The organism is Nocardia sp. 2TAF39 (genome assembly GCF_052114905.1).
In the GTDB taxonomy this organism is placed as follows: domain Bacteria; phylum Actinomycetota; class Actinomycetes; order Mycobacteriales; family Mycobacteriaceae; genus Nocardia.
In genome coordinates this window covers 21,858-48,335 of record NZ_JBFRFQ010000026.1, presented here as the reverse complement: position 1 = coordinate 48,335, position 26,478 = coordinate 21,858, and the positions used below count along the sequence as shown (strand labels likewise).

Below are 26,478 nucleotides of genomic sequence, written 5' to 3'. Positions count from 1 at the left end.
GCACCTGTGTTTCGAATGTATGTTCGAGTATAAGGAGGTGCTGTATGGGCTGGGGCAACGGGCCGCCGAGCTGGGCGGAAATGGAGCGAGTGCTGTCCGGGCGGCCCGGACGAGCCGACCCGGACGCCAGGTACCCCGGCGACGGTGGCGACAGCCCGGCGTGGTCGCGCAAGCGCGTCGAGTACCGGCCCGAGCCGGTCGAGCGCGCCGACGAACCGTCGGTGCCGTATGCGGAGCTGCACGCGCATTCGGCCTACAGCTTTCTGGACGGGGCGAGCCAGCCGGAGGAACTGGTGGAAGAGGCGGTGCGGCTCGGCCTGGAGGCGATCGCGCTCACCGACCACGATGGCTTCTACGGCACCGTCCGCTTCGCCGAGGCGGCCAAGGAGTGGGGGATGCCCACGGTCTTCGGCGCCGAGCTGTCGCTCGGCGTCCAGCCCGAGCCACGCGGTCCTGCGATGGAACGCGGGCACGCCACCGCCGACTCGGCGGCGCGTACCGGCTCGCCGGATCCAGCCGGGCCGCATCTGCTGGTGCTGGCCCGTGGCCAGGAGGGCTACCGCCGACTGTCCCGTGCGATCGCGGCCGCGCACCTGGCCGCGGGGGAGAAGGGCATCCTGCGCTACGATCTGGACGAGCTCACCGCCGCGGCCGAGGGGCACTGGCACATCTTGACCGGCTGCCGAAAGGGACACCTCCGCCAGGCGCTCGAGCGCGACTTGCACACGGGGAGCACACGTCTCGTGCACGCGGAGGCCGCGCTGCGCGACCTGACCGAACGCTTCGGCACCGAGCGGGTGAGCGTGGAACTCACCCACCACGGCATCCCGGAGGACGACGAGCGCAACGCCCACCTCCTCGCCCTGGCCGATCGCCTCGGCCTGCCCGTGCTCGCCAGTACCGGAGCGCATTTCGCCGCGCCGGGGCAGCGCAGACGAGCCATGGCGCTCGCGGCGATCCGGGCGCGGCAGAGTCTGGACGAGGTGGCGGGCTGGCTGGCGCCGGCAGGCGGCGCGCATCTGCGTTCCGGGGCGGAGATGGCGCGGCTGTTCGCCGACTGTCCCCATGCGGTGGCGAACGCGGCGGCGCTGGCCCGCGAATGCGCTTTCGATCTGAAGCTGATCGCCCCGAAACTGCCGCCGTTCGACGTGCCCTCCGGACATGACGAGCAGTCCTGGCTGCGCGAACTCACCCTCGCGGGCGCCGCGCGGCGCTATGGCCATCCGAAGCTCAACCCAGAAGCGTATGAGCAGATCGAGCACGAACTCGCGGTGATCAACGCCTTGGAGTTCCCCGGCTACTTCCTGGTGGTGCACGACATCGTCAGCTTCTGTAAAGACAATGACATCCTCTGCCAGGGGCGCGGTTCGGCGGCCAACTCCGCGGTCTGCTACGCGATCGGCATCACCAATGTCGACCCGGTGCGCAACCAGCTGCTGTTCGAGCGGTTTCTCTCCCCGGAACGCGACGGGCCACCCGATATCGACGTCGACATCGAATCCGACCGTCGCGAAGAGGCAATCCAGCACGTCTACGCCCGATACGGCCGCGAGTACGCCGCGCAGGTGGCCAACGTGATCACCTATCGCGGCAAGTCCGCGGTGCGCGATGCCGCACGGGCACTGGGGTTTTCGCCGGGCCAGCAGGACGCGTGGAGCAAGCAGGTGAGCCGCTGGGGCGGTGTTGAATCGGCGGCGCTCCCGGGGCCCTCCGTGGTTACGCAAGCTACCGCCTCCGAGCCCGTCGCTCGCGCCGGTGTTGAATCGGCGGCGCTCCCGGGGCCCTCCGTGGTTACGCAAGCTACCGCCTCCGAGCCCGTCGCTCGCGCCGCGGTCGGCGCCGAGTCGAACACCGACATTCCCGCCGAGGTGCTGGAGCTGGCCGCCGACATCGAGGGGCTGCCACGGCATCTGGGCATCCACTCCGGCGGCATGGTGATCTGTGACCGGCCGATCGCCGACGTCTGCCCGGTGGAGTGGGCCCGCATGCCCGGCCGCAGCGTATTGCAATGGGACAAGGACGATTGCGCCGCCATCGATCTGGTGAAGTTCGACCTGCTCGGACTCGGCATGCTCTCCGCGCTGCATTACATGATCGACATGGTGCGCGAGCACAAGGGCGAAACCGTCGAGCTGCACACGTTGGATCTGGCCGAACCCGCCGTCTACGAGATGCTGTCGCGCGCGGACTCGGTGGGCGTCTTCCAGGTCGAGTCGCGGGCGCAGATGGCCACGTTGCCCCGGCTGAAACCGCGGAGCTTCTACGACCTGGTGGTCGAGGTGGCACTGATCCGTCCGGGCCCCATCCAGGGCGGTTCGGTGCACCCCTACATCCGGCGTCGCAACGGGGCCGAGGAGATCGTCTACGACCATCCGGCGCTGCGCAATTCGCTGGAACGCACCCTCGGCGTTCCGCTGTTCCAGGAGCAGCTCATGCAGATGGCCGTCGACGTCGCCGGGTTCACCGCCGTCGAGGCCGATCAGCTGCGCCGCGCGATGGGCTCCAAGCGGTCTCCGGAACGCATGGACGGCCTGAGGAAACGGCTCTACCAGGGCATGCGCGAACGGCACGGCATCACCGGCGAAGTCGCCGACCGCATCTACGAGAAGCTCTATGCTTTCGCGAATTTCGGTTTCCCGGAAAGTCATTCGCAGAGCTTCGCCTCGATCGTGTTCTACTCGGCCTGGTTCAAGCTGCATCACCCCGCCGCCTTCTGCGCGGGTCTGCTGCGCGCTCAGCCGATGGGTTTCTACTCGCCACAGTCCCTGGTCGCCGATGCCCGCAGGCACGGCGTCGCGGTGCATGGCCCCGACATCAACGCCAGCCGCGGCGAACCCACCCTCGAAGCGAAGGGCACCGAGGTGCGCCTCGGCCTCGCTGCCGTCCGCCATATCGGCACCGACCTCGCCGAACGCATTGTCGCCGCCAGGGGCGAGCGGCCCTACATCTCCTTCCTCGACTTGACCGGACGAGTGGAACTCACTGTCGCCCAGGCGGAATCCCTCGCTACCGCCGGTGCGTTCGGCAGCCTCGGCAGCACGCGCCGGGAAGCCCTGTGGGCGGCGGGCGCCGCCGCAGGCGAACGTCCGGACCGGCTGCCCGGCACCGGCGCGGCTACCACCGCGCCCGCTCTGCCCGGTATGAGCGACCTGGAAATGGCCGCCGCCGACGTCTGGGCCACGGGTGTCTCCCCGGACAGCTATCCGACCCAGTTCCTGCGCTCTCGGCTCGACGCCCTCGGCGTCACACCAGCCTCCGGCCTGCTCGACGTCCCCGACGGCTCGCGCGTCCTGGTGGGCGGTGCGGTGACGCACCGGCAGCGCCCCGCCACCGCCGCGGGCGTCACCTTCCTCAATCTGGAGGACGAAACCGGCATGGTGAACATCGTCTGCTCGGTGGGTCTGTGGAGCCGCTACCGCCGTCTCGCCCAGGGCGCTCCCGCCCTGCTCATCCGCGGCCGGGTGCAGAATGCCGAAGGTGCGGTCAGCGTGGTCGCCGAACACCTGCAGCGCTTGGATCTGCGGATGGAGTCGAGATCGCGCGACTTCCGCTGATCGGAGAACGGCTGGAAGCGTTCTGGAGAAGGATTATTCGGGGCTGTTCGCGCAGTGCGAGCGGCTACTGTGCGATTCCATGAGAAAGCTTGCTGTGCTCGCTATCGGGCTGCTGGGGTTGACACTGCTGGTCGGCTGCGGCGACGACGCAGCGAAGGACCGGTCGTCCTCGGTAGCCACTGGCCCCGCCCCCGCAGTCGTGTCCCCCGGGCTACGTGAGCAGGCGCCCCCGAAGCGGGACAACAACTCCGGCAGTGACACGGTTTCTCTGCGCAAGGAGGTCGTCACCGGCAGCGTCGAGATCACCGCCGACGCGCCTGTCGCCGCCGCGGGCACGATCGCCGATCGGGTGCGCGAGCTGGGCGGCCGGATCGACAGCCGCACCGAGCAGCCCGGCACCGATGACGACGAGCCGAGCGCCACGCTCACCGTCCGGGTGCCCGCCGACAAGACCGACACATTCATCGATGCCCTCGGTGGCGTCGGGCGCGTCACCCGGGTCAGCACCAATCGGGACGACGTCACCATGCGGTGGGAGGACTTGGAAGCCAGGATCAAGGCGCTACAGGCTTCGGTCGACCGGCTACGCGCGCTTATCGCGGGCGCCACCAACACCGCCGACCTGCTCAACGCGGAGCAGGCGATGACCAGCCGCCAGGGTGAGCTCGACAGCCTCACGGCGCAGAAGCGGCATCTCGATGATCAGGTCGCCCTGTCCACGCTGACCATCGATATCACCACCGGTGACAAGAAGTCCGACGACACCGACAGTTTCTGGGATGGCATCGTCTCCGGCTGGCACTCGCTGGTGGACTGGCTGAAGGACGCGGTCGTGTTCACCGGCAAGGCGATACCGTGGCTCGGCTTCCTGCTGGTGATCGCCGCCCTGGTGTGGGGCATCGCCCGGCTGGTGCCGCGGCATAGGAAGGCCGCGCGCGGTGGGGGAGAATCGGTACCGGCTCCCGCGGAGCCCCCGACCAGCGCCGAACCCTCACAAGGCGCTGAAACCAGCGCAGGAGACAAGGGTGCCGACGGTAGTAAGGGCGACGATCAAGCCGAACAGCCGTAAGGGCCCGCTGGTGGAAACCCTCGACGACGGGAGCCTGCAACTGTATGTGCGGGCTCCCGCCGTCGAGGGCAAGGCCAACAAGGCCGCGATCGAGCTGCTCGCCGAACACTATGGGGTGCCCAGGTCCGCGGTCCGGCTGGCGGCTGGCGCCACGTCGCGCTTCAAACGATTCGAGATCGGCCTCTGACAGACCGGATTCCCTTGACGGGCAATGCTTTTCACCTCGGACCCGGCATGGGGTCTACACCCCGCCGGGAAACCCGAGCTGGCGCCACGCCTCGTACACCGTCACCGCCGCCGCGTTCGAGAGATTCATCGAGCGGCGTCCAGGCAGCATCGGAATCCGCAGCCGGTCGGTGATCCGAGGGTCCGCGAGCACATCCTCCGGGAGCCCGGAGGGCTCGGTCCCGAACAGCAGCACATCGTTCTCGCGGTAGGCGACATCGGTGAACCGGGTGGTGGCCTGGGTGGTGAACGCATAGACCCGCTCCGGGCGCAGCGCCTCCCACGCCGCCGCCAAATCGGCGTGCACCGTCACCGACGCCAGATCGTGGTAGTCCAATCCGGCTCGCCGCAACTTCGGCTCGGACAGATCGAACCCCAGCGGCTCGATCAGATGCAGATGGCACCCGGTCCCCGCGACCAACCGAATCGCGTTGCCGGTATTCGGCGGGATGCACGGCTCGTGGAACATCAAGTGGAACACAGCGGACCAGTCAACCAGGTTGCGCGGTGCGATCCGATAGGGCGTTGGTCACGCGGGCAGTAGCCGGAGGGGTTTGGGGTGACGGGACTGGGAGCAGCAGCTTCGTTTTGACGTTGATGAGCGGTCGATGCCCGTCTGCGGAGACTGATGTGCGTCTCGTGGAACACCAGATGGAACACCGGGCCAGTTGATCAGGTGCCGGTGCGGATGAGTCGAGGCCCCGGCGGCGGCATCTAGCCGAAGCTGCCCGTGCTGGGCTTGCCGGTCACGTCGACGGTGATGACGTCCGTCGTCGACGCATAGTCGTGATTCCCGGTGGGGCGTTCCCAAGCACACGCGCCACGCACATGCATCTGTCCGGTCGGGAGACTCCCGTTCCCCAGCGAAGATTGGACCATCTTGCCGTTCGGGATGGCGAAGGACGTGGGGTTGTTGCCGCCGAAGATTTCCCCGGTGTCGTCGTTGTACACCCAGCACACACCCTGGGTGTTCGGGTTGTGGAACTTCGCCGACACGGTTCCAGTCAGCGAAAAGACCTCCTCGATCACCGGGGGTGCGAGCCCGGGGTCTGCGGCAGCAGTGGTGCCAGAGGCGAGCGCCGTCGCTACAGCCGGGAGCGTGGCAAGCGTGAGAAGAGGGAGTCGGCGATTGGTCATGATCGGAATGCTGCCATCCCGTGCCTACATTTCTGGAACATTCAAGCAAGTTGGGCCACAACATCATTGAACCCACACAGGAATCGGCATCCCGGACCGCGCGCGGGCGTCATGTTCCGCGAATGCTCATGGGAATATCAGATGGAACCGAACAGGAAGCTACCCGAGGCGCGCCGAGCGGCTTCACGACATCGAAGGCTGCTCCCGTCGCTGGTCCAGCGCAGTCCGAATCAGCGCACGGGCGTGGTCGGAATGGGCTGAAGACACGGCACGGTCCCGGGTCCAGGCAGTTCGGCCGTCGACAACTGAACAAACCGAACGAAGGGCGCGGCAGACCCGGAGTGCGTTCGAGACGCTGGCGAGGTAGGGCGTGGGATCCGAAATGATCGGGTGAGCCATCGAGGGGCGAAGGTTTGGACAGAAGCCGTATGCCCGTCGGGGGCGCGGTGTAAAGGCGTCTGGAAGAATCGGGCCGTGACCGATGCCGATACTCCTACCGCCGGGCAGCGGTCCGGCAGAAGCCTGGGTGCGCAGTTTTTGCGATGCCATCTGCCGATGGTCGTTGTCACGCTGGTGATTGCGGTGGCGGTGGTGTTCGTCGCCTCCGAGCGGTGGCGACGTGGGGCGTTGTTCTTCGGGGGTGCGACGCTGCTGGCCGCGGCGTTCCGCCTGTGCCTGCCGACGGCGCGGGTCGGTCTGCTCGCGGTGCGCAGCAAGCCGTTCGACGTGGGTGCGCTGACCCTGCTCGGCTCGAGCATCGTGTTCCTCGCGGTCACGATCAACACCATGGGTGTCGGCTAGCGCGGCAATGCTCGGTGTCGGTGTCGGTGTCGGTGTCGGTGTCGGTGTCGGTGTCGGCTGGCATTCGGGCGTACACGCCCCGTCACGGGCGACGTCGCAGCTCAGCGTCCGGACCGCACGCCGATCCGCGCCAGCCGCATGGTCTCGGTCAGCAGCTTCGATACCGCGGCCGCCTCGGTGAGGAAACCGTCGTGCCCGTCGCGCGAGTGCACGACCTCCAGCCCGTCGCAGCCGGGTAGCAGATCGGCCAGCTCCTGCTGGGTCCAGAGCGGGTAGAGCCGATCGGAGTCGACGCCGCCGACCACGCAGGGCACCGGCGTGGCCGCGAGCGCCGCCGCGACACCGCCGCGCCCACGGCCGACGTCATGGCGGTTCATCGCCTCGGTGAGCAGCACGTAGGTGGCGGGATCGAAGCGTTTGCACAGCTTCTCGGCCTGGTGGTCCAGGTAGCTCTGCACCGCGTAGCGGCCGCCGCGTAACGGATCCTCGTCGTCCTGCGGCTTGTTCTGGAACCGGTGGTCGAGCTCGGACTCGGTGCGGTAGGTCAGGTGCGCGATGCGCCGGGCGATGCCCATGCCGGCCCTCGGGGCGCGGTCGGTGTCGTGATAGTCGCCGCCCTGCCAGTCGGGGTCGGCCTTGATCGCCGCGATCTGCGTGGTCTGAGTGCCGATCTGGTCGGCGGTGGCGCGCGCGCCGACCGCGAGCACCAGCGCGGAGGCGACCCGTTCCGGCGCGCCGACCATCCACTCCAGCACCCGCATGCCGCCCATCGACCCGCCGACGATGGCGGCGAGCCGCCGGATGCCGAGCAGGTCCATCAGAACTGCCTCCGCGGTCACCTGGTCCCGGATCGAGATCTCCGGAAACCGTGCGCCCCAAGGCTTTCCGTCCGGAGCGCGGGTGGACGGGCCAGTGCTGCCCATGCAGCCGCCGAGCACGTTCGTCGCGATCACACACCATTCGTCGGTGTCCAGCGGCGCGCCGGGACCGACCATCCCGTCCCACCAGCCGGGCAGCGGGTGGATGTCATCGGGCCTGCCGACGACGTGCGAGTCGCCGGTCAGCGCGTGTTCGACAAGCACGACATTGTCCAGCGCGGGAGAGAGCTCACCCCAACGCTGCACCGCCAAGTGGACATCAGGAACGACCGCCCCGCTCTCCAGCAGCACATCCCCGATGTCGATGATGCCGAGCTGCCCGTCCGGAGGTGGAAGTACCACGCCGGAGGAACGGGCGGAATTCGGTTCGATACGCACGGTCACGACGCCGCTGCCGCGAAACCGGCACGAGGGTCGGCGTCGATATCTTGGATACCAACTGCGAGGCAGACCAGGCCGAAGACAGCTCTGAAGATCGATCTCTCGTTGGGCGTCGAATGAGAATGCGTCGTCGACGCCGGGTGAAGCACGAGAGAACGCACGTCCCTGATGTTAGCCACATGGCTCTGCGGGGCCGATCCGTCGACGAACTTCTTGCCTGCGCCGAAGCGGTCGCGCGGCTCGACCACGGCGACCGTGTCGTTCGGGACCAGTTGCCGCCTGTGCGCGCGAGTGCTCATCATGCCGGAACGAACCTCTCCGACGGGGATTTGCTCAGTGTCGAACGACACCTGCGCCAGGTAGTCTCCGGCCGCGGGCGGGGTGAACTCACTCATGGTTTTGCTCCAAAGCAGGTGTTCGCCGGTACTGAGGCTTATCGGGGTGCGTGTGAACAACAACACATTTCGGCGACCTCCTGAGCGCGCTTGCTCCCGACTTTCGGGAGCCAGGTCATCACCCGGAGCACCCCACCGCAGCTGGAGGGTTGCCGGCCAGCGAGCCGGGGCTTGGCGCTGGCACTCATGACCTTTTCGGCATCATAGCTGGCAGGCGGTCAGCCTTCGAAATCTTCTGGCGAACTCACTGGCCATCGCTGGTTCGCGCGACGCAGCAGGTGCGTACGAATTCGTCGAAGGTGTCGGTGAGCGCGGCGCGTCCTGCCGCGGCCGCGCTCGCAATGTCGCCGTGGCCGAACACCTCGCCCGAGCACTCCATGCCGACGTGGCCGATCAGCTGCCAGGTTCCGACGATCAGGCGCACCGCGGGCGAGTCGGGCTCGGTGCGGAGCCGCTCGGCCACCACGGCTGCGATCGCGGCGGTCTTGTCGTCGGCATGCTCGAGGCTGCGCGCGCTGACCGACGGGCTGCTGCGCAGAATCCGCTGCATCTGCTGGAACTGCCGGAACGAGATCGGTCCCGTGTTGCCTTCGTCGGCAGCCTGGTCGACCACGCGTAGGAACGCCTCGCGCAGCGCACCGAGTTCGTTTCCGGTGACCGGAAGGCCGCGCAAAGTCTCGGCGACGGCGAACCCGAAGTCCTGGATCGGGCCGAGGACGATGTCCTCTTTGCTGTCGAAGTAGCGGTTGATCGTGCGCGGCGAGACGTCGGCGGCGTGGGCGATCTGCTCAACCGTTGTCGCATCGAAGCCCTGGGTGTCGCACAGGTCGAGACCGACCTCGATGATGCGCAACCTGGTCTGCTGCTTCTTGCGTTCGCGCAGGCCGGGCTGCCCCGCGTTCGCTGGGGGGCTCGCGGAGGTGTCCGCCGCAGCGCTCGCGCCGATCGGCGCTGATGACTCGAGCATTCGTACATGGTATCGCGATCTGCCAGTGTGCTGTCTAAAACCGTCAAATGTCTGATTGCGACATTTTTCACTTGACGACAAATGTCGCCAAATGACAGGATGGCTCCACTACTTCGACCAACGAGGAGATGACGGTGACCGAGACTGCGAAAGCGGTAGACGTTCCGGAAAGACAGGGCAGTTCGGCGCGCTGGCTTGCGCTGGGGGTGATTGCTTTGTCCCAGCTCATGGTGGTTCTGGACGCCACGATCGTGACAATCTCGCTGCCGTTCGCCCAACGCGATCTCGACATCAGCGACGGCAACCGGCAGTGGATGCTCACGGCCTACACGCTGATCTTCGGCGGCCTGCTGCTGCTGGGCGGCAGGCTGGCCGATTACCTGGGGCGGCGCCGGATCTTGCTCATCGGGCTGGTCGGCTTCGCAGGTGCCTCCGCCCTGGCCGGTCTCGCGCAGAATGGCGCCGAAATGTTTGCTGGGCGTGCGCTCCAGGGCGCTTTCGCCGCGCTGCTCGCACCGGCCGCGCTCTCGCTGCTGTCGGTGACTTTCACCGAACCCGGTGAGCGCGCCAAGGCCTTCGGCCTGTTCGCCGGCGTCTCCGCGGGCGGCGCGGCGCTCGGCTTGATCGCGGGCGGTGCACTCACCGAGTACGCGTCGTGGCGCTGGTGCCTGCTGGTCAACACGCCGGTCGCGTTCCTCGCGTTGCTCGGCGCGTTGGCCTGGGTGGTGAAGGACGTGCCGACGCCGCGCAGCGGGGGTTACGACGTGCCGGGCGCCGTCACCGTGACGATGGGCCTGATCGCCATCGTGTACGGCTTCAGCCGTGCCGCCGAAGACGGCTGGCTGGCGGGCAGCACCCTCGCGTTGCTCATCGTGGGGCTGGCACTGCTCATCGCCTTCGTCGCGATCGAACGGCGCTCGTCGAACCCGCTGTTGCCGCTGCATATTCCTGGGGAGATCAACCGGGGTGGCGCGTTCCTTGCCGCGCTGCTCATCCCGATCGCCATGTTCGCGATGTTCCTGTTCCTGAGCTTCTACTTCCAGGTCACGCTCGGCTACTCGGCGCTGAAGGCCGGCTTCGCGTTCCTGCCGTTCCCGGCGGGCATCGCGATCTCCGCGGGCGTCACCAGCGCGTTGCTGCCGAAGCTCGGGCCGCGTCCGCTGATGGTGGGCGGCGCCGTGCTCGGGGTCATCGGCCTGGTGCTGCTCGCGCAACTGGGCTTCGGCGACAGTTACCTCGCGGGTGTGCTGCCCGCGCAGGCGCTGATCGCGCTGGGTATGGGCCCGCTGTTCGTCGGCATGCAGACCGTTGCGCTGCATCAAGTTGAGGAAGAGGACTCGGGTGTGGCCTCTGCGCTGCTGAACGCGGCGCAGCAAGTCGGCGGCGCGGTCGGCACAGCGTTGCTGACCACCATCTCGGTGCAGGTCGCGAAGACCTTCGCGGCGAACAATCCGGCCATCGACAACTTGGCTGCCCGCGCCGCGATCCACAGCTACGACGTGGCTTTCTACGTCGGCGCCGGGTTCTTCCTCGCGGCCATCCCGGTCATCGCCCTGATGATCCGGGACCGGCCGGAGAATCTGATCGAAGGCTCCGAAGAAGGCGCTGAAGGCGCCCGGGTTCCGGTCGCGGTCTGATCGGCTCGCACGAGGTCCGCGTATCGCATCGGCGATGCGCGGACCTCGTCGTTTCCCCGATTCACCGCCATACGAGGGGTTGCCGCGCTGAACCACTACGGTTACGGTCCTCCCGCGCCGCGAAGATGCCGCTGAGCTACCAATCGGTAACTATCGTGGCCCGGCTCACTCCGGGGGCTGCCCGCACGGTGAGATCCACGGAAGCAGTACGCTTGTCTTGTTTGCACCAGAAGTCTCGCGGACAACGCGGGACATATACGTTGTCTGTTGGAACAGCTGGGGTCCGCTCACAAGCGTGTTCGCCTGGCCGTGCAATAAGGGCACCATCCTAGGAGGACACGAAGATCCATGTCCAAGATCAAGGTTGAAGGCACTGTCGTCGAGCTCGACGGCGATGAGATGACCCGGATCATCTGGCAGTTCATCAAGGACAAGCTGATCCACCCGTATCTCGACGTGAACCTGGAGTATTTCGACCTGGGCATCGAGTACCGGGACAAGACAGACGACCAGGTCACGATCGACGCCGCCGAGGCCATCAAGAAGCACGGCGTCGGCGTGAAGTGCGCCACCATCACCCCGGACGAGGCGCGCGTCGAGGAGTTCGGCCTGAAGAAGATGTGGCGGTCGCCCAACGGCACCATCCGCAACATTCTCGGCGGCACGATCTTCCGCGCCCCGATCATCATTTCCAACGTCCCGCGCCTGGTGCCGGGCTGGACCAAGCCGATCATCATCGGCCGTCACGCATTCGGCGACCAGTATCGCGCCACCGATTTCAAGGTGTTCCAAGGCGGCACTGTCACCCTCACCTTCACCCCGGACGACGGCAGCGAGCCGATCGTGCACGAGGTCGTGAAGATGCCCGAGGACGGCGGCGTCGTGATGGGCATGTACAACTTCAAGAAGTCCATCGAGGATTTCGCGCGCGCGTCGTTCAACTACGGGCTCGCGCAGAACTATCCGGTGTACATGTCCACGAAGAACACCATCCTGAAGGCCTACGACGGCATGTTCAAGGACACCTTCCAGGAGGTCTTCGACGCGGAGTTCAAGACCCAGTTCGACGCGGCCGGCCTCACCTACGAACACCGCCTGATCGACGACATGGTCGCCTCGTCCATGAAATGGGAGGGCGGTTACGTCTGGGCTTGCAAGAACTACGACGGCGACGTGCAGTCCGACACCGTCGCGCAGGGATTCGGCTCGCTCGGCCTGATGACCTCCGTGCTGCTGACCCCGGACGGCCGCACCTGTGAGGCCGAGGCCGCACACGGCACCGTCACCCGGCACTACCGCCAGCACCAGCAGGGTAAGCCGACCTCGACCAACCCGATCGCGTCGATCTTCGCCTGGACCCGCGGCCTCGAGCACCGCGGCAAGCTGGACAACACTCCTGAGGTCATCGGCTTCGCGCAGACCCTGGAGGACGTTGTCATCAAGACCGTCGAGGGCGGCCAGATGACCAAGGATCTCGCGCTGCTCGTCGGCGGGGACCAGGGCTACCTGAGCACCGAGGAGTTCCTCGGCGCGCTGGACGCCAACCTGGCTCACGCGCTGCGCTGAGCCGACCCGGCGCCGAACCGTCTCGGCGCCGAGCTGCGGGGCCGAGACATAATGTTCGGCCGACTCCGGCGCTGGGTACGTACCCAGCGCCGGGCTGAACGGAATCGGACACCCGCCCCACCTGCGGTGGAACGGGTGTCCGGACTGTTTTCGGGGTCAGTTCCGGTTCGCCGCGCCGCTGCCGATCAGGCCGGCGACGGCACGGGTGAAGCTTGCCGAACCGTTGCCGCGTTCGACCTCCGCGTCGAACAGTCGCTGCAACGGGTCGAGCAGATCCGTCGGCACGCCCTGGTTGCGGCTGGCCGTCCGGATACCGGCCAGCCCCGCCTGGTTGACCGCCAGGTCGGAGTAGTTGACCGGGAACTCCCCGGAGTCGACCTCCGCGGCGAGCACCGGCAGCATGTCCAGCAGTGCGCGGAACCACGGGACCAGGAAGCTGTCGGTGAACTCGCTCGCAGCGAAATTCTCGCTGCCCACCATCGCGACGGCCTGGAAGAACCCGCCGAACATGCCGTACATCCCCGCGAGCACCGCCATGTCGTGCAGCCCAGCCAGGCCGGCGTCCGCACCGAGGTACTTCGCGTTCCCGAGTTCGGCGATGGTGTCGACGTGCTCGGCCTGCCCGATGGGAGAGCCGCTGTACATCAGCAGGGTGTCGGGTGTGCCCAGGGTCTGCGGCACGCCCAGGATGCCGCCGTCCAGGAAGGAGCCACCGCGGCCGCTGAGCGTGCCGGCCAGTTCGCGCGCCTCGTCCGGGCGTCCGGTCGCAACGTTCAGGATGGTGCGCCCGTCCAGCCCGCCGGGTGTGGAGCCGAGCAGGGCGGCGGCCCCGCCGGTGTCGGCCACCGCGACGACGACCAGTCTGCCCGCGCCGATCGCCTCGGCAGGCGTCGCTGCCGGTCGTGCGCCCAGCTCCGCGAGCCGGGTTCCCTTGTCGGCGGACCGGTTCCACACGGTGGTCGGGTGGCCGTTGCGCAGGAAGATCTCGGCGATCGTCGTGCCGATGCGCCCCAGGCCGAGGACGGTCACCGGAGTCCGGTTGTCGTTCATTGGTTTCTCCGTCGGTTCGTGAGTTCGAGTGTGTGGGACGCCCGGAGACCAGTCTCGGTGCTCCGGGCAGCGTGCAGTGAGTGGCAGAACTGCCCATGATCGAACGCTTCCTGCCATGCTGGTGGTATGACCGGTCGAACCGTCGCGATGGCACTCGCTCCCGGCGCCCTGCACCCCTGGGATCTCTACGAGCTGGGCGTAGTGGCCTCGATCTTCGGCACACCGCAGCCCGATCTGGCCGACCCTTGGTACGACCTGCGGGTCTGCTCGGTGACGTCGGCGACGGACGCGCAGCCGATGGGCTTCGGCGCGTTCCTGCGGCCGGAGTACGGGCTGGGGGAACTGCTGGAGGCCGACACGGTCATCGTCCCTTCGGTCGCGCAGGACTGCGTCACCGCCGAACGTGAATTGCCGCGGGGACTGCTCGATGCCCTTGTCGAAGCGCATCGCCGCGGCGCGCGCATAGTCGCCCTCTGCGACGGCACCTTCGCCCTCGCCGCCGCCGGGATCTTGCACGGGCGCCGGGTCACCGCGCACTGGGAACACGCGCCCCTGCTGGCCAAGCGCTATCCGACTATCGAGGTCGACGGCTCGGTGCTCTACGTCGACGACGACGACATCCTCACCAGCGCGGGCATGACCGCCGCGCTCGACCTCTGCCTGCACCTGGTCCGGCGGGACCTCGGTGCGGCCGTCGCCAACCGGCTGGCCCGGCGCATGGTGATCCCGCCGCACCGCTCCGGGGGGCAGGCGCAGTTCGTCGACCTGACCATTCCTGCGCGCGCGGAGGACGATCTCGGCCCCGTGCTGCAATGGGCCATCGCGCACCTCGGCGAGTCGCTCACCGTCGAGACCCTCGCCGCCAAGGCCAACATGAGCCAGCGCACCTTCCACCGCCGCCTGCAGCAGTCCACCGGCGTGACCCCGATGCAGTGGCTGCTCGGCCAACGCCTCGCACACGCCCAATCCCTGCTGGAATCAACCGATTACGGCATCGAACGAATCAGCCGCATGTGCGGCCTCGGCACCGCCACCAACCTACGCCGCCACTTCTCCGGCGTTATCGGGGTTACTCCGGCGGAATACCGCCGCACTTTCCAGCGGCGCTCACCGGCGGGTTCCGGTGCGGGTAGGAGCCCCTGGCATGGATCGGCGCCGGACTGAAGCGTTCGACCCATCGGTCCGGCGACGGAAAGCGCGTACCCTACGCGCTGCGCTGATGCGGCGTTCAGCACTCGCGTACCAGCGAATTCTGTTGTCTTGCAGTGAATATCGTTGACGCTTCAGGCGCGTGGTTCGGCAGCGTTGTGATCGCCGAGGGCTTCGGCTACCCCGCCACCGTAGGCGCCGCCCTCGCGGTTCTCGGCATTCTCCCGCGGAGTCCTTCACCGGACCTGCGCTCTCGGGAGCCGCCGCCTACTGCTGCCGGGGCAGGGACTACGCGCAGACCTTGTCACCTGCGGGAGGTTCGTCCGCATTGCGGCTTCCGAAGCCGGCCTACATGATTTCTCGATGGCACGGTGGTCGAACTCACGTCTGCTCCAGGAAGCGGATCCGCCGGCCGAGCGGTTACATGACCGTGTGACCCTGGTAGCCACTCGTACGACTGCACGCCCCGACGAGGCTGAGCGGATGCGGTGGCACATTCCCGCCATGCTGGCGCTGGCGCTCGGCGGATTCGGCATCGGCACAACCGAATTCGTCGCCATGGGTTTGCTGCCAGACATCGCTTCCGCCATGCGAGTCTCCGAACCGATCGCGGGGCACGCGGTGTCGGCCTACGCGCTCGGCGTGGTGATCGGCGCTCCGGTGATCGCCGCACTGTGCGCGCGAGTTCCGCGCAAGCGATTGCTCGTCGCGCTGATGGTGGCGTTCACCCTGGGTAACGTGGCCACCGTACTGGCACCCTCGTTCCAGACCTTGGTGCTCGCGCGGTTCGTCTCCGGGTTGCCGCACGGCGCCTACTTCGGTGTCGCCTCGCTCGCCGCCGCTACGCTCGCCCCGGTGGGGTAGCGCGCCAAGGCGATTGCCGCAGTTATGCTGGGGTTGAGCGCCGCCAATGTCGTCGGCGTTCCCGCCGCCACCTGGCTCGGCCAGCATCTGGGCTGGCGCGACGCGTTCGTGGTGGTCGCGGTGATCGGCGTCGCCACCGTCGCGGCCCTGATCCATTTCGTCCCGGAACTCACCGGCATCAAAGCGACCAACCCGATGACCGAACTCGGGGCGCTGCGCCGCCCGCAGGTGTTGCTGACCCTGCTGGTCGGTGCCGTCGGCTTCGGCGGCATGTTCGCCGTCTACACCTACATCGCGACCACGCTCACCGACGTCGCGGGAATGCGGGCTGGACTGGTGCCCGTGGTGTTGATGCTGTTCGGCGTCGGCATGGTGGTCGGCAACATCGCCGGCGGCGTGCTGGCCGACCGCGGTGTGGACCGAGCGATCTTCGCGATCGCCATGGCCGTCGTCCTCGCCGGTTTCGTCGCCGCCGCACACAACCCGTACACCGCGGCCGTCGGGGCATTCCTGGTCGGAGCCTCCGGGGCCGTGTTGTCGCCTGGCCTGCAGACCCGTCTGATGGATGTCGCGGCCGCCGCCCAAACGCTCGCTGCCGCCCTGAACCACGCCGCCCTGAACACCGCCAACGCCGCCGGTGCCTGGCTCGGAGGCATCGTCATCGCCGCGGGCCTGGGCTATTGCGCTCCCGCCATCGTCGGCGCGGGTCTCGCTGTGCTCGGCATCCTCCTCTTTCTCCTCACCACCTGGATCGCCCGCCGCCCCGCCACCCAACCCTGACCCCAGCGCGAGTGGTCCCTGTTGCGGCATCGGCCCCTTTGCTACCTTTGCCCACCGCTCGTCGGAACATACAGGGATGTATGTAAGTGTAACGACGATGTTCGAATGGTCCGAGACCGATGTGCTGATCCGCTATGCCGTCCGGGCGTTCATCGACAAGGAGATCCGCCCCAACCTGGACGTGCTCGACCGCGGCGAACTGCCGCCGTACCCGATCATTCGAAAACTGTTCAGCCAGTTCGGGATCGATGCCATGGGCGCCGAGGCCGTGGACAAGATGCTGGTCGAGCAGCGGGCACGCGGGGCAGCGGCCGCCGGCCCACGCGGGAGCCCGTCAGGGCCGGGCGTGCCCTGAACCGGGCGGTCCTGTGCCAAGTGCGTGTGCAGCATGAAAACGCGGTTTCTGCCGTGCGAACAGTTGCCATATTCGGTCATGAACCAACGGTAGGGTCAGAGTGTGCAGTTTCGGTACAACTTCCGCCTGTATCCCACTGTGGGACAACAGCGGTCGTTGGCGAAGGCATTCGGATGTGCCCGCGTGGTGTACAACGATGCACTGCGGGCGCGGCAGGAAGCTTTCGCGGCCGGGCAGCGGATCAGCGACGGAGAACTGTCCAAGCGGCTCACCGAATCGAAACACACTTCGGAGCGGAAATGGCTCCGGGAAGTGTCGTCGGTGGTTCTTCAGCAGGCAGTCGCCGACCTCAATGTTGCCTACCGAAACTTTTTTACGTCGGTGGGCGGCATACGAAAGGGTGCGAGGGTCGCGGCACCGAAGTACCGGTCTCGCAAGGACAATCGGCAGTCGATCCGGTTCACCAAGAACTCCCGGTTCGCGGTTACGGCTGGGCGCAGGCTTCGGCTGCCGAAGGTTGGGGTTAAACCGGTTCGCTGGTCGCGAGAGCTGCCTTCCGAGCCATCGAGCGTGACGATCGTGAAGGATGCGGCGGCCCGGTATTTCGCTTCGTTCGTGGTCGAAGTCGAGTCCGAGCTGCTGCCGCAGTCGGATTCCGAGGTCGGTATCGACTTGGGGCTGACTTCGTTCGCGGTGTTGTCGAACGACACCGTGGTCGAGAACCCGAGGTTCCTTCGCCGCGCCGAACGCAAACTCCGCAAGGCGCAGCAGTCCTTGTCCCGCAAGGACAAGGGCAGCAGGAACCGTGCCAAGGCGCGGGTTCGGGTGGCTCGTGCTCACGCCAGGGTGGCCGACGCGCGACGGGATCACGCGCACAAGCAGTCCACGGCGATCATCCGCGACAACCAAGCGGTGTTCGTCGAGGACCTGTGCGTCAAAGGTTTGGCATGTACCAGGTTGGCGAAGTCGGTCCACGACGCCGGATGGAGCATGTTCACTCGCATGTTGGAGGAGAAGTCCGCGCGGTACGGCCGACACTTCGGCAAGGTGGATCGCTGGTTCCCGTCCTCGCAGCTCTGCTCGGTTTGTGGAGCGCTGGGCGGAAAGAAGTCATTGCAGGTCCGGGAGTGGACGTGCATGTGCGGTGTGACCCATGATCGGGATGTGAACGCCGCGAGGAATATCTGGCCGCAGGGCGTGCGGCCAGTCCAACGCTTGTGGAGCTGGTGTCGGCCTCGGCCTCGGCCTCGGTCGAGCAGTCGGCGTTGAAGCAGGAACCCACCGGAAGCGCGGCACAGCCCGCACAGGCCGGAATCTCCCGCCTTCAGGCGGGAGAGGACGTCAAATGACCGAATACCGCGCGCGACGCCAAGTCGCTGATGATCTACGCGGGCAGCAACGAAATCCAAGTGACGCACATCGCCAAGAGCCTGCTCGCGCAGTAGTTCCCAAATCCTGGCTCGTCCGGAAAATATTGTGCTGCTACCAGCGGCCGCTCGGACGCGAGCCACCAGGGGGCCGCGAACCGCCGCGCCCGCGCGGCCGATCACACAGCGCGCAGCCGGTTCCGGCTGGCGTAGACGTGCTCGGCGATGAGGGTGGCGATGCGGTCCGGCGCCTCGAGCATCGGCACGTGGCCGACGCCGTTGACGAGGATGCGGTCGGCGGATTCGGGCAGTTCCTTCAGGTAGCGGCGGGCGTAGACGCGATTCGGGATGATCCGGTCGTATTCCGACAGCAGCAACCGGACCGGCGTCTGCAGGGTGGATAGATCTTCCTGCTCCGGCGAACGGATGCTGCCGAGAATCATCGGAATCATGGCGGGGCAGTGCAGCGCTGCCGCGATGGCGGCCGCGGTGTCGCGCCGCGATACCGCGGAGGCATTCTTGCTCAACGCGAGCCGCGTGATGCGTTGGGCGATCGGGTTGTCCACCGCGAATCCGCTCAGGTGCTTGGCGATTTCGACGAACGGGACCAGTGCGAGGAATTTCAGGGTGACCCGCAGCTGGGTGAGCGAGGGCGCGTGCCAGCCGCCTGCGGGAGCGATCAGCGTCAGCGTGCGGGCCCGGCCGCGGCGGGCGAGTTCGACGCCGACCCGGCCGCCGAGCGCGTTTCCCGCGATATGGCAGGTGCGCCAGCCGAGATCGTCGAGCTGGTCCTCGATCCGGTCGGCGAGCGCGTGCACGTCGACCGACCAGTTGTCCGCGGGCGCGCCGCCCCAGTGACCCGCGAACGCGGGCGCGAACACCTCGCACTGTGTCGACAGCCGCGCCGCGGTCTGTTCCCAGCAATGCGGCGACAGCATGAATCCGTGCAGTAACAGCAGCGGGTCGCCGGAACCCACGTGCAGTGCCTTGATCGGCTGGGGTTGAGCGGCGCAACCGCGTGCGACGGTCTTTCGCGGGGCGGTGCCGGAGCGATCGGCGGCAGCGGAGGACTTGGAGGTGTCAGACGACATCGTCATCACCCCTTCCTGGACGGCGGTGTCCGGGGGAGTTCATCTGACCAGCATTGTACGGTCGTGTAGTGCCGTACATCATCTCGACAGTGAACGTGAACGGTGTCCGCGCGGCAACGGGCAAAGGCATGCTCGCCTGGCTCACGGCCACTGAGGCCGACATCGTATGTCTGCAGGAAACGCGCGCCACCGACGAACAGGTCAGGGCCGCCCTGGCGCCCGCGCTCGATGCCGGGTGGTGGCTGTCGCACGCCGAGCCGGAGTCCAAAGGGCGCGCCGGTGTGGGAATCCTGTCCCGGCGCGCGCCGCACGCGGTAAGAATCGGTTTCGGCAGCAGCGAGTTCGGAGCGTCCGGCCGCTACCTCGAGGCGGACTTCGACCATGTCACCGTTGCCAGCGTGTACGTGCACTCGGGGGAAGCGGGCACCGTGCGCCAGGACGAGAAGTACCGCTTCCTGGCCGAACTCGGCGTCTACCTGGCCGCGCGTACCGGCGATTTCGTGGTGAGCGGGGACTGGAACATCGCGCACACCGAGCTCGATCTGAAGAACTGGAAAGGTAACCGGAAGTCGGCCGGGTTCCTGCCCGAGGAGCGCACCTGGATCGACGAGCTGCTTGCCGCGGGCTACGTCGACGTCGTGCGCAGGCTGCATCCCAGGGTCGAGGGGCCGTACAGCTGGTGGTCCTACCGCGGGCGCGCCTTCGACAACGATACGGGCTGGCGCATCGACTACCAGTTGGCCCGCGGTGATCTCGCCGCACGCGCCAAGCAGGCGGTGGTGGAACGCGCTGCCGCCTATGACCTGCGTTGGTCCGACCACGCGCCCGTCACGGTGCAGTACCGATGAGCCTCTCGCCCAAGGTGTTTCGCGTCCTCGGCGCGGTCGCGCTGGCGCTGGCGGTCGTCGCGGTCCTCGTGCTGCGCGGTGGCGGCCACGAGAACACCGCCGCCACGTACCTCGAGAGCGCTTACGCCACTGCGACGCAGACCTCGGCACCCGGTGTCACCGCCCCGCACGGATCCTCCGCGTCGCCGATCACCCAGGCGCTCGGCGTCCCGGACCGCGCCTACGCCACGCTGCGCGAAATCGACGCGGGCCGCTGGCCCGACTCGGCGAACGCCGCTGGCACCAAAGGCGGCGAACGCTGGATGAACCGCGGCGGCGACCTGCCCGCCGCGGACGCATCCGGTAAACCGATCACTTACCAGGAGTGGGACGTCAATCCGAAACAGCCCGGCCGATCCCGGGACGCCGAACGCATCGTCACCGGCAGTGACGGCTCGGCCTGGTATACAGGCGACCACTACAAGACCTTCACGAGGATGCGCTGATGCCGAAATCGGTCACGTTGTCGCAGTTCCTTGCCCGTCCGGTCGGCGAAGGCGCCGAGCATACTCCCACTCGGTCCACACCACCCACGCTCGGCGTTCTCGCGGTCGACGCCGCCGAGTTCAGCGGGCTGCGAGACAAGGTGCTCTCCGGCTACCTGGTGCGCGAGCTACGCGGCGCGAAAATGCGCACCACCGCAGGTGTTTTCGACGAGTTCGCCGCCGCGTTCCAGTTCCCGTACTACTTCGGCGAGAACAAGGACGCCTTCGACGAATGTCTCCGTGACCTGGACGATTTCATCGGGGACGCGCCCGGATACGTTGCCGCGGTCCGCGACTCGGCCGAGCTGGCCGCCGACGAGCTGGTCGAGCGGGACTGGTTCGCCGAGGCCATGCGCGACTGCGCGGCCTACTGGGCTCGGCGCGAGGTGGCCTTCCGTGTGGTGTTACAGGGGGACGCGCCCGACATCCAGGACGTGTCGCTGCGGCTGTGACGTGCGCGCTTACGTCAGCTTGTCCGCCAGATCCTCGCCTAGCAGCACGAACACGTCGACGGTGTGCTCGATCAGTTCGTCGCGGGTGAGGTTCAGGTCGCCTTGGAGCCAGGCGGTCAGCGTCTGCACCAACCCGCCGACCAGGTACATGGCGCGGAAATCGATTGCGGGGTCCGGGGCGGCGTCGCTCATCCGGTAGAAGTCGATGCCCTCCGCGGCCACCATCCGCGCGAACACCCGCACCGTCTCGGTGGTGCGGGCACGCAGCTCCGGCGTCGCCATGCCCGCGATCAGGGCGACTTTCGCCTTGCGCGGGTCGTCGGTGAGCAGATGCACGCCCGCGGTGATCGCGGCGTGCGCGGTCGCGCGGGTGTCCGCTGGGGCGGTGCCTACCGCCACGAGGATAGCGGCCGCGAGTTCCTCCGCGATCCTGTCGATCAGCGCCGCGAGGACGGCGTCGCGGCTGTCGAAATTCTCGTAGTAGTACCGCTCGTTGAGCCCGGCCTGCGCACACAACCCGGAGACGGTCAGCTTCGCCACCCCTTCGGTCCCGACGATCTCCAGCGCGGCCTCCAGTAGCGCCGCGCGCCGCTGCGCCCGGCGCTGCTGCGCCGAAATGCCCCCATAGGTCCGCTGCGCGGTCACGACACGATTCTCGCACGGTGTCAATTCTGGTAGAGGATATTGCCAGAAGTGTAGATCTGGTGGATGCTGTTGCCAGATGCTCTCGATGAGGAGGCGACGATGTCCGAGCCCGGCTATTTCAGTGACCAATCGATGATTCGGCGAGTCATGAGCAAGCGTGCGGTAGGTCTCACGTACGGCCTGCGCGCCCTGGTCGTCGGGGCGGTGCACCCGCTGCTCTACGTCGGTACCGCGGAGAACACCGAGCATCGGATGACGCCTTACACCAGGCTCGCGCTGACCGGGCATCTGTTCGAGGCCGTGTTCCTCGGCAGCAAGGCCGAGGCCGACCGCGCGCTGACCTTCACCACGAAGAAGCACGCCAGGGTGCGCGGCGCGCTGCCAGAGGACGCGGGCCCACGCCATCCGGCGGGCACCGATTACTCCGCGCTCGACCCACATCTGATGTTCATGACGATGGCCTTCACCTTCGACTCCGCCGAGGCGATGCACGACCTGCTGGTGCGCACCATGACCGATGGCGAACGCGAGGGCCTCTACCAGGATTACGTGCGCTGGGGCGAGCTGTTCGGCATGCCCGCGGACGCGGCGCCGGGCAGCTACCGTGAGTTCCGCGCGTTCTTCGACGGCTACCTTGCCTCCGATGAGCTGTTCCTCACCGACGAGGCGCGGCTGGTCGGCTCCTATCTGGCCGGACAGCGCGTGCCCTATGCGCAGGCTGTGCCGTTGCAGCAAGTCACCTCCGCGTTCTACCTGCTGGTACAGGGCAGCCTGCCACCGCGGATTCGCCAGATGTACGGGATGCGCTGGGGTGTTGGCGACGAGGTCACCTACCGGGCGCTGTCGCGGGCCGTCCGCACCGCGCACGTGTCGGTCCCGCTGGTGCCGCCGGTGCTGCGCGGCACGCTGGCCGGGCCGAGCGCACCCGTCTACAAACTGATCTCCAAGCGCGAACACGAATTGGCCGGCACCGGGCGGCCGAGCATGCCCGGTATCGATCCGCGCAACTGGGTGCAGCGAAATTCGGCTTGAGCCTCATGCGAAGATCGGGGTATGTCCAGTCCTGCGCAAACCCCGGCCGCTGAACGCAAGCAGCGGGTCCTGTCCGGGATCCAGCCGACCAGCTCCTCCTTCCATCTCGGCAACTACCTTGGCGCGCTGCAGTACTGGGTGACCATGCAGGACGACTACGACGCGCTGTACTTCATCCCGAACCTGCACGCGATCACGGTGCCGCAGGATCCCAAGGAGCTGAAGGCGCGCACCAAGGCCGCCGCCGCACAGCTGCTGGCGCTCGGCATCGACCCGAAGAAGTCCACCCTGTTCACGCAAAGCCAAGTGCCCGAGCACGCCGAGTTGACCTGGGTGCTCAGCTGCATCACCGGTTTCGGCGAAGCCAGTCGGATGACCCAGTTCAAGGACAAGTCGGTGAAGCAGGGTGCGGAGAACGCGACCGTGGGCCTGTTCACCTACCCGGTGTTGATGGCCGCGGACATCCTGCTCTACCGCGCCCACCAGGTCCCGGTCGGCGAGGACCAGCGCCAGCACCTGGAGCTGACCCGAAACCTGGCCCAGCGCTTCAACACTCGATTCAAGAAGACGTTCGTGGTCCCGGAGGCCCACATCGTCAAGGGCACGGCGAAGATCTACGACCTGCAGGACCCGACCGCGAAGATGAGCAAGTCGGCCGCCTCCGACGCGGGCCTGATCAACCTCCTTGACGATCCGAAGGTCACCGTCAAGAAGGTGAAATCGGCGGTTACCGACACCGAACGCGAGATCCGCTACGACCAGGAGCGGAAGCCGGGCGTCAGTAACCTGCTGGTGATCCTGAGTTCCCTGACCGGCGCGCCGATCGTCACGCTGGAAAAGGATTTCGAGGGCAAGGGCTACGGCGATTTGAAAGCCGACGTCGCCGACGCGTTGGTCGAATTTGTCACGCCGTTGCGTGCGAAAGTGCAAGAGTACTTGTCGGATCAAGGCGAACTCGACCGCATCCTCGCCGCCGGCGCGGAGCGGGCGCGCGAGATCGCCGGCAACACCCTCGCACAGGTTTACGACCGGGTCGGCCTACTGGGTCGCTAGGGCGGCTGCCTCGCGTTCGCTCGGCCCGGCGCATAAGCGCCTACGTCGAGCGTTCGCTCGGCCCGGCGCATAAGCGCCTACCTCGAGCGTTCGCTCGGCCCGGCGCATAAGCGCCTACGTCGAGCGTTCGCTCGGCGCGGTGCATGAGCGGCTACGTCGAGCGTTCGCTCGGCCCGGCGCGGGTTGCGGACGGACTTCCTCCGGCTGCACCCGTTATGCGGCACCTGCGAGGCTCTTGTTTCGAAGGAGCGAATGGTGCAGGTGATCGACAACATCAAGACCGGGATCGAACGCCGGATACAAGCGCTGCCGTGGCTGGATCATCTGGTGCGGGCGGGCGGACGGTATCAGCGACAGCGCGGTAACTACTACGCCGCAGGAATCACGTATTTCACTGTCCTGTCGCTGTTTCCGCTGTTGATGGTTGCGTTCGCGGTCGCGGGCATCGTGTTGTCCAGCAATCCGGAACTGCTCGGCGAGCTACAGACCAAGATCGTCGACAACATCCCTGGCTCGCTCGGCACCCAGCTGAACGACCTCGTCGATCAGGCGGTCGAATCGCGAGGCACGGTCGGCACCCTCGGCCTGTTCGCCGGCGTTTACGCCGGCCTCGGCTGGATGGCCAACCTGCGGGCCGCGCTCACCGAGCAGTGGGAGCAGAAGAGTCCGGACGGAAACTGGTTGCTGACCAAACTCTCGGATCTGGGCGCGTTGATCGGCCTCGGCCTTGCCTTCGTGGTCTCGCTGGGGCTGTCGGCATTGGCGTCGAGCACTCTCGGGGCGCAGTTGCTCAGCACCCTGGGCCTTGCCGATCTGCCTGGCGCTGGGCTGCTGCTGGCGCTGGTGTCGATCCTGCTGGGATTCCTCGCCTCCTGGGCGGTGTTCGCCTGGATCATCGCGCGGCTGCCGCGGGAGCCGGTCACGCTGGCCAGCGCGGCCGAGGCGGCGGCACTGGCCGCGGTGGTTTTCGAGGCGTTCAAGATCGTCGGCTCGGTCTACCTACACTCCGTACTGAGCAGTCCCGCGGGCGCCACGTTCGGCTCGATCCTCGGTCTGATGGTGTTCAGCTACATCACCTACCGCATCATCCTGTTCGCCACCGCCTGGGCCGCCACCGCCGCCGAGAATGAACCCGAGGCCGACGTTCCCGCGCCCGGTCCCGCCGTCATCGCGCCGCGGGTCAGCGCCCGCGACGTGTCCGTAGGGGTGGGCGCCGCCTTCTTCGGCGCGGGCGCCCTTGCGGCCCTGGCGCTTTCGGCACTGCGTCGACCGCATGGTCGCCGTTGACGCACGCGCAACCCGGTACTCACCAACGCGCAGCCTGCCGAGACCTACGACAGGTCGAGGTGCTCGACGACCGGGCACAGCCCGGCGAGTTCGATAGCCCGGTTCATCCAGTGCTGATGGTTCACCTCGGTCACCGGTTCTCCCTGAGCTTGTAGCGCAGCACGGCAACATCGCCGAGCTGGGTGACGTCGATCAGCCGCATCCTGCGAGTCGGGCCGCCAGGGAACTGCGCAGGGTTCAGGAACCGCGGGGCACCGGAATCGCCCACCAGGTTGGGGCCGATCGCGACATGCAGCTCGTCGGCGAGCCCAGCCGACAGGAACGCGGTGTGCATGTGGCTGCCGCCCTCGACCATCAGCCGCCCGACACCGCGGCCTCCGAGATCGTCGAGCATCGCGCCGAAATCGATCGTCTCGCCGAGCGATACGACATCGGCCAGCCCGCCGAGTCGTTCGGTTGCCTTCTGCGCGCCGGCCATTGTCGTGTAGACGACGGGCCGGTGCTCCTCGGTACCGTGGTGCCAGAACATCGCATCCCGGTCGAGGTGGCCGCTGGCCGTGACAGTGACCTTCAAGGGCTGCGCCGTGCGCCCAGCCGAGGCGCGCTCGGCTTGCCGGGCTCGGCTTTTGACGATCAGGCGCGGGTTATCGCTGCGGATGGTCTCGGCGCCGATCAGGATGGCGTCGGATTCGGCTCGGACCTGGTCGACGCGATCGAAGTCCTCGGCGTTGGACAGCAGAAGCCGCTCCGGGCTGGTGTCGTCGATGTAGCCGTCGATGCTGACCGCAACCGACAGGAGCACGAACGGGCGCGTCACGATGCGACGACCGTCCACCGCTGCGCGGCAGTGCGGAACTCGGCGACGTCGGGCAGGCTGCTTGCCGAGTCCAGCAGATCGTCGAGTATGCGCACGTTGTGTAAGACCCGTTCCGATCCGGTGCTGACACCGACCTGCGTTGCGGCCGGGCCAAGCGCGGCAGCGGACTCGACTTCGCCCGCACGGGCGTATGCGACTACGGTGCGACGAGGGAGTGACACGACGACGACCTCTCCAGCGGCGGTCGGGGCTCGCACCCGAACCTGATCGGTTTCACCGGCACCCGGGCCGATCGGCACCTGCCGACCGAGGGTGTTGTTCGCCAGCGTAGTTGTTGCGGGCATACCGGGATCGGGTTCGTGTAACTGCGATCGGATGTCCGCGAGGGCCCTCTCGAACCGCACAATGGCCTCCGGCGCCGCGGACGCCAGCGCGTTCTCGGCTGGTCGGGCGTAGGCGTGCCGCTGTGCTCTGGACCTCCCAGTTCGCTACCGTCCGCGCGACGATGTTCAGCTCGGCCGCCAACTCGTCGATGCCGGTGTGCCCTCGAACCC

At 67.3% G+C, this 26,478-nt stretch carries 25 protein-coding genes, 2 pseudogenes and 1 riboswitch; of the genes and pseudogenes, 17 read left to right on the top strand and 10 right to left on the bottom strand.

Annotated features, from left to right (window positions below; genetic code table 11):
- Window positions 1–44: 44 nt before the first annotated feature.
- The 3 genes from AB4Z47_RS17915 (at window position 45) to AB4Z47_RS17905 (ending at window position 4,810) form a co-directional block, all read left to right on the top strand.
- A complete protein-coding gene (locus AB4Z47_RS17915; RefSeq protein ID WP_441952136.1) occupies window positions 45–3,554 on the top strand; it encodes an error-prone DNA polymerase in 3,510 nt (1,169 codons plus the stop codon).
- 79 nt (window positions 3,555–3,633) lie between these two features.
- Window positions 3,634–4,623: a DUF4349 domain-containing protein gene (locus AB4Z47_RS17910; protein WP_441952134.1), complete on the top strand. Its 990-nt coding sequence runs from the start codon at window positions 3,634–3,636 to the stop codon at window positions 4,621–4,623.
- Window positions 4,580–4,810 (top strand): DUF167 domain-containing protein, encoded by a 231-nt coding sequence (locus AB4Z47_RS17905; RefSeq protein WP_441952132.1) that lies wholly within the window; start codon window positions 4,580–4,582, stop codon window positions 4,808–4,810. Before AB4Z47_RS17910 ends, AB4Z47_RS17905 begins: the two co-directional genes overlap by 44 nt.
- Window positions 4,811–4,864: 54 nt before the next feature.
- Here AB4Z47_RS17905 and AB4Z47_RS17900 read toward each other — a convergent pair whose 3' ends face one another.
- Complete coding sequence (locus AB4Z47_RS17900; protein WP_441952131.1) at window positions 4,865–5,329, bottom strand: tRNA (cytidine(34)-2'-O)-methyltransferase; 465 nt, start codon at window positions 5,327–5,329, stop codon at window positions 4,865–4,867.
- A gap of 233 nt (window positions 5,330–5,562) precedes the next feature.
- The gene (locus AB4Z47_RS17895) at window positions 5,563–5,985 is read right to left on the bottom strand and encodes a hypothetical protein (protein WP_441952130.1); all 423 of its coding nucleotides are present in this window, start codon (window positions 5,983–5,985) and stop codon (window positions 5,563–5,565) included.
- A gap of 555 nt (window positions 5,986–6,540) precedes the next feature.
- Between AB4Z47_RS17895 and AB4Z47_RS17890 the strand changes: the two genes are divergently transcribed.
- Window positions 6,541–6,786 (top strand): DUF3017 domain-containing protein, encoded by a 246-nt coding sequence (locus AB4Z47_RS17890; protein WP_441952128.1) that lies wholly within the window; start codon window positions 6,541–6,543, stop codon window positions 6,784–6,786.
- Between the two features lie 101 nt (window positions 6,787–6,887).
- On the opposite strand, the gene metX is transcribed toward AB4Z47_RS17890, so the two are convergent.
- From metX to AB4Z47_RS17875, 3 genes are all read right to left on the bottom strand, one after another.
- Entirely contained in the window at window positions 6,888–8,048 is a 1,161-nt protein-coding gene (gene metX, locus AB4Z47_RS17885) for a homoserine O-acetyltransferase MetX (protein ID WP_441952127.1), read from the bottom strand.
- Window positions 8,045–8,440 (bottom strand): hypothetical protein, encoded by a 396-nt coding sequence (locus AB4Z47_RS17880; protein ID WP_441952125.1) that lies wholly within the window; start codon window positions 8,438–8,440, stop codon window positions 8,045–8,047. The genes metX and AB4Z47_RS17880 overlap by 4 nt, the downstream gene beginning before the upstream one ends.
- Window positions 8,441–8,521: 81 nt before the next feature.
- A riboswitch (SAM riboswitch) is annotated at window positions 8,522–8,632 on the bottom strand.
- A gap of 52 nt (window positions 8,633–8,684) precedes the next feature.
- Entirely contained in the window at window positions 8,685–9,407 is a 723-nt protein-coding gene (locus AB4Z47_RS17875) for a TetR family transcriptional regulator (RefSeq protein ID WP_441952123.1), read from the bottom strand.
- Window positions 9,408–9,535: 128 nt separating this feature from the next.
- Between AB4Z47_RS17875 and AB4Z47_RS17870 the strand changes: the two genes are divergently transcribed.
- Window positions 9,536–11,044 (top strand): MFS transporter, encoded by a 1,509-nt coding sequence (locus tag AB4Z47_RS17870; RefSeq protein ID WP_441952122.1) that lies wholly within the window; start codon window positions 9,536–9,538, stop codon window positions 11,042–11,044.
- 348 nt (window positions 11,045–11,392) lie between these two features.
- Window positions 11,393–12,610 (top strand): NADP-dependent isocitrate dehydrogenase, encoded by a 1,218-nt coding sequence (locus AB4Z47_RS17865; protein WP_441952121.1) that lies wholly within the window; start codon window positions 11,393–11,395, stop codon window positions 12,608–12,610.
- A gap of 156 nt (window positions 12,611–12,766) precedes the next feature.
- Here AB4Z47_RS17865 and AB4Z47_RS17860 read toward each other — a convergent pair whose 3' ends face one another.
- A complete protein-coding gene (locus tag AB4Z47_RS17860; protein WP_441952119.1) occupies window positions 12,767–13,660 on the bottom strand; it encodes an NAD(P)-dependent oxidoreductase in 894 nt (297 codons plus the stop codon).
- 126 nt (window positions 13,661–13,786) lie between these two features.
- Here AB4Z47_RS17860 and AB4Z47_RS17855 point away from each other — a divergent pair, with 126 nt between their 5' ends.
- The 5 genes and pseudogenes from AB4Z47_RS17855 to AB4Z47_RS17835 form a co-directional block, all read left to right on the top strand.
- Window positions 13,787–14,824 (top strand): GlxA family transcriptional regulator, encoded by a 1,038-nt coding sequence (locus tag AB4Z47_RS17855; protein WP_441952117.1) that lies wholly within the window; start codon window positions 13,787–13,789, stop codon window positions 14,822–14,824.
- 468 nt (window positions 14,825–15,292) lie between these two features.
- Window positions 15,293–16,453: pseudogene (locus tag AB4Z47_RS17850) on the top strand (MFS transporter).
- A 97-nt stretch (window positions 16,454–16,550) separates the two neighbouring features.
- On the top strand, window positions 16,551–16,808 hold the full coding sequence (locus AB4Z47_RS17845) for a hypothetical protein (RefSeq protein WP_441952116.1): 258 nt from the start codon (window positions 16,551–16,553) through the stop codon (window positions 16,806–16,808).
- A gap of 102 nt (window positions 16,809–16,910) precedes the next feature.
- Window positions 16,911–18,077, top strand: a complete 1,167-nt coding sequence (locus tag AB4Z47_RS17840; RefSeq protein WP_441952114.1) for an RNA-guided endonuclease InsQ/TnpB family protein — start codon at window positions 16,911–16,913, stop codon at window positions 18,075–18,077.
- An 89-nt stretch (window positions 18,078–18,166) separates the two neighbouring features.
- Window positions 18,167–18,253: pseudogene (locus tag AB4Z47_RS17835) on the top strand (acyl-CoA dehydrogenase family protein); the annotation flags it as partial.
- 101 nt (window positions 18,254–18,354) lie between these two features.
- Here the strand turns inward: AB4Z47_RS17835 and AB4Z47_RS17830 are convergent.
- The gene (locus tag AB4Z47_RS17830; protein WP_441952113.1) at window positions 18,355–19,272 is read right to left on the bottom strand and encodes an alpha/beta fold hydrolase; all 918 of its coding nucleotides are present in this window, start codon (window positions 19,270–19,272) and stop codon (window positions 18,355–18,357) included.
- 62 nt (window positions 19,273–19,334) lie between these two features.
- On the opposite strand from AB4Z47_RS17830, the gene AB4Z47_RS17825 reads away from it, so the two are divergent.
- From AB4Z47_RS17825 to AB4Z47_RS17815, 3 genes are read left to right on the top strand one after another with little or no spacing between them, the layout of a single operon-like run.
- On the top strand, window positions 19,335–20,114 hold the full coding sequence (locus tag AB4Z47_RS17825; protein ID WP_441952111.1) for an exodeoxyribonuclease III: 780 nt from the start codon (window positions 19,335–19,337) through the stop codon (window positions 20,112–20,114).
- Window positions 20,111–20,599: a ribonuclease domain-containing protein gene (locus AB4Z47_RS17820; RefSeq protein ID WP_441952109.1), complete on the top strand. Its 489-nt coding sequence runs from the start codon at window positions 20,111–20,113 to the stop codon at window positions 20,597–20,599. The genes AB4Z47_RS17825 and AB4Z47_RS17820 overlap by 4 nt, the downstream gene beginning before the upstream one ends.
- Window positions 20,599–21,090 (top strand): barstar family protein, encoded by a 492-nt coding sequence (locus AB4Z47_RS17815; protein WP_441952107.1) that lies wholly within the window; start codon window positions 20,599–20,601, stop codon window positions 21,088–21,090. The genes AB4Z47_RS17820 and AB4Z47_RS17815 overlap by 1 nt, the downstream gene beginning before the upstream one ends.
- 9 nt (window positions 21,091–21,099) lie before the next feature.
- On the opposite strand, the gene AB4Z47_RS17810 is transcribed toward AB4Z47_RS17815, so the two are convergent.
- Window positions 21,100–21,735 (bottom strand): TetR/AcrR family transcriptional regulator, encoded by a 636-nt coding sequence (locus tag AB4Z47_RS17810; protein WP_441952106.1) that lies wholly within the window; start codon window positions 21,733–21,735, stop codon window positions 21,100–21,102.
- 99 nt (window positions 21,736–21,834) lie between these two features.
- Here AB4Z47_RS17810 and AB4Z47_RS17805 point away from each other — a divergent pair, with 99 nt between their 5' ends.
- The 3 genes from AB4Z47_RS17805 (at window position 21,835) to yhjD (ending at window position 25,107) form a co-directional block, all read left to right on the top strand.
- Complete coding sequence (locus AB4Z47_RS17805; protein ID WP_441952104.1) at window positions 21,835–22,767, top strand: oxygenase MpaB family protein; 933 nt, start codon at window positions 21,835–21,837, stop codon at window positions 22,765–22,767.
- A gap of 21 nt (window positions 22,768–22,788) precedes the next feature.
- On the top strand, window positions 22,789–23,820 hold the full coding sequence (gene trpS / locus AB4Z47_RS17800) for a tryptophan--tRNA ligase (protein WP_441952102.1): 1,032 nt from the start codon (window positions 22,789–22,791) through the stop codon (window positions 23,818–23,820).
- 255 nt (window positions 23,821–24,075) lie between these two features.
- Window positions 24,076–25,107, top strand: a complete 1,032-nt coding sequence (gene yhjD, locus AB4Z47_RS17795; RefSeq protein WP_441952197.1) for an inner membrane protein YhjD — start codon at window positions 24,076–24,078, stop codon at window positions 25,105–25,107.
- 130 nt (window positions 25,108–25,237) lie between these two features.
- Here the strand turns inward: yhjD and AB4Z47_RS17790 are convergent, their stop codons facing one another.
- Window positions 25,238–25,924 carry a RibD family protein gene (locus AB4Z47_RS17790; protein WP_441952101.1) on the bottom strand — a complete coding sequence of 229 codons (687 nt, stop codon included), beginning with the start codon at window positions 25,922–25,924 and terminating at the stop codon, window positions 25,238–25,240.
- Window positions 25,921–26,268: a hypothetical protein gene (locus tag AB4Z47_RS17785; protein WP_441952100.1), complete on the bottom strand. Its 348-nt coding sequence runs from the start codon at window positions 26,266–26,268 to the stop codon at window positions 25,921–25,923. Before AB4Z47_RS17785 ends, AB4Z47_RS17790 begins: the two co-directional genes overlap by 4 nt.
- Between the last annotated feature and the right edge of the window lie 210 nt (window positions 26,269–26,478).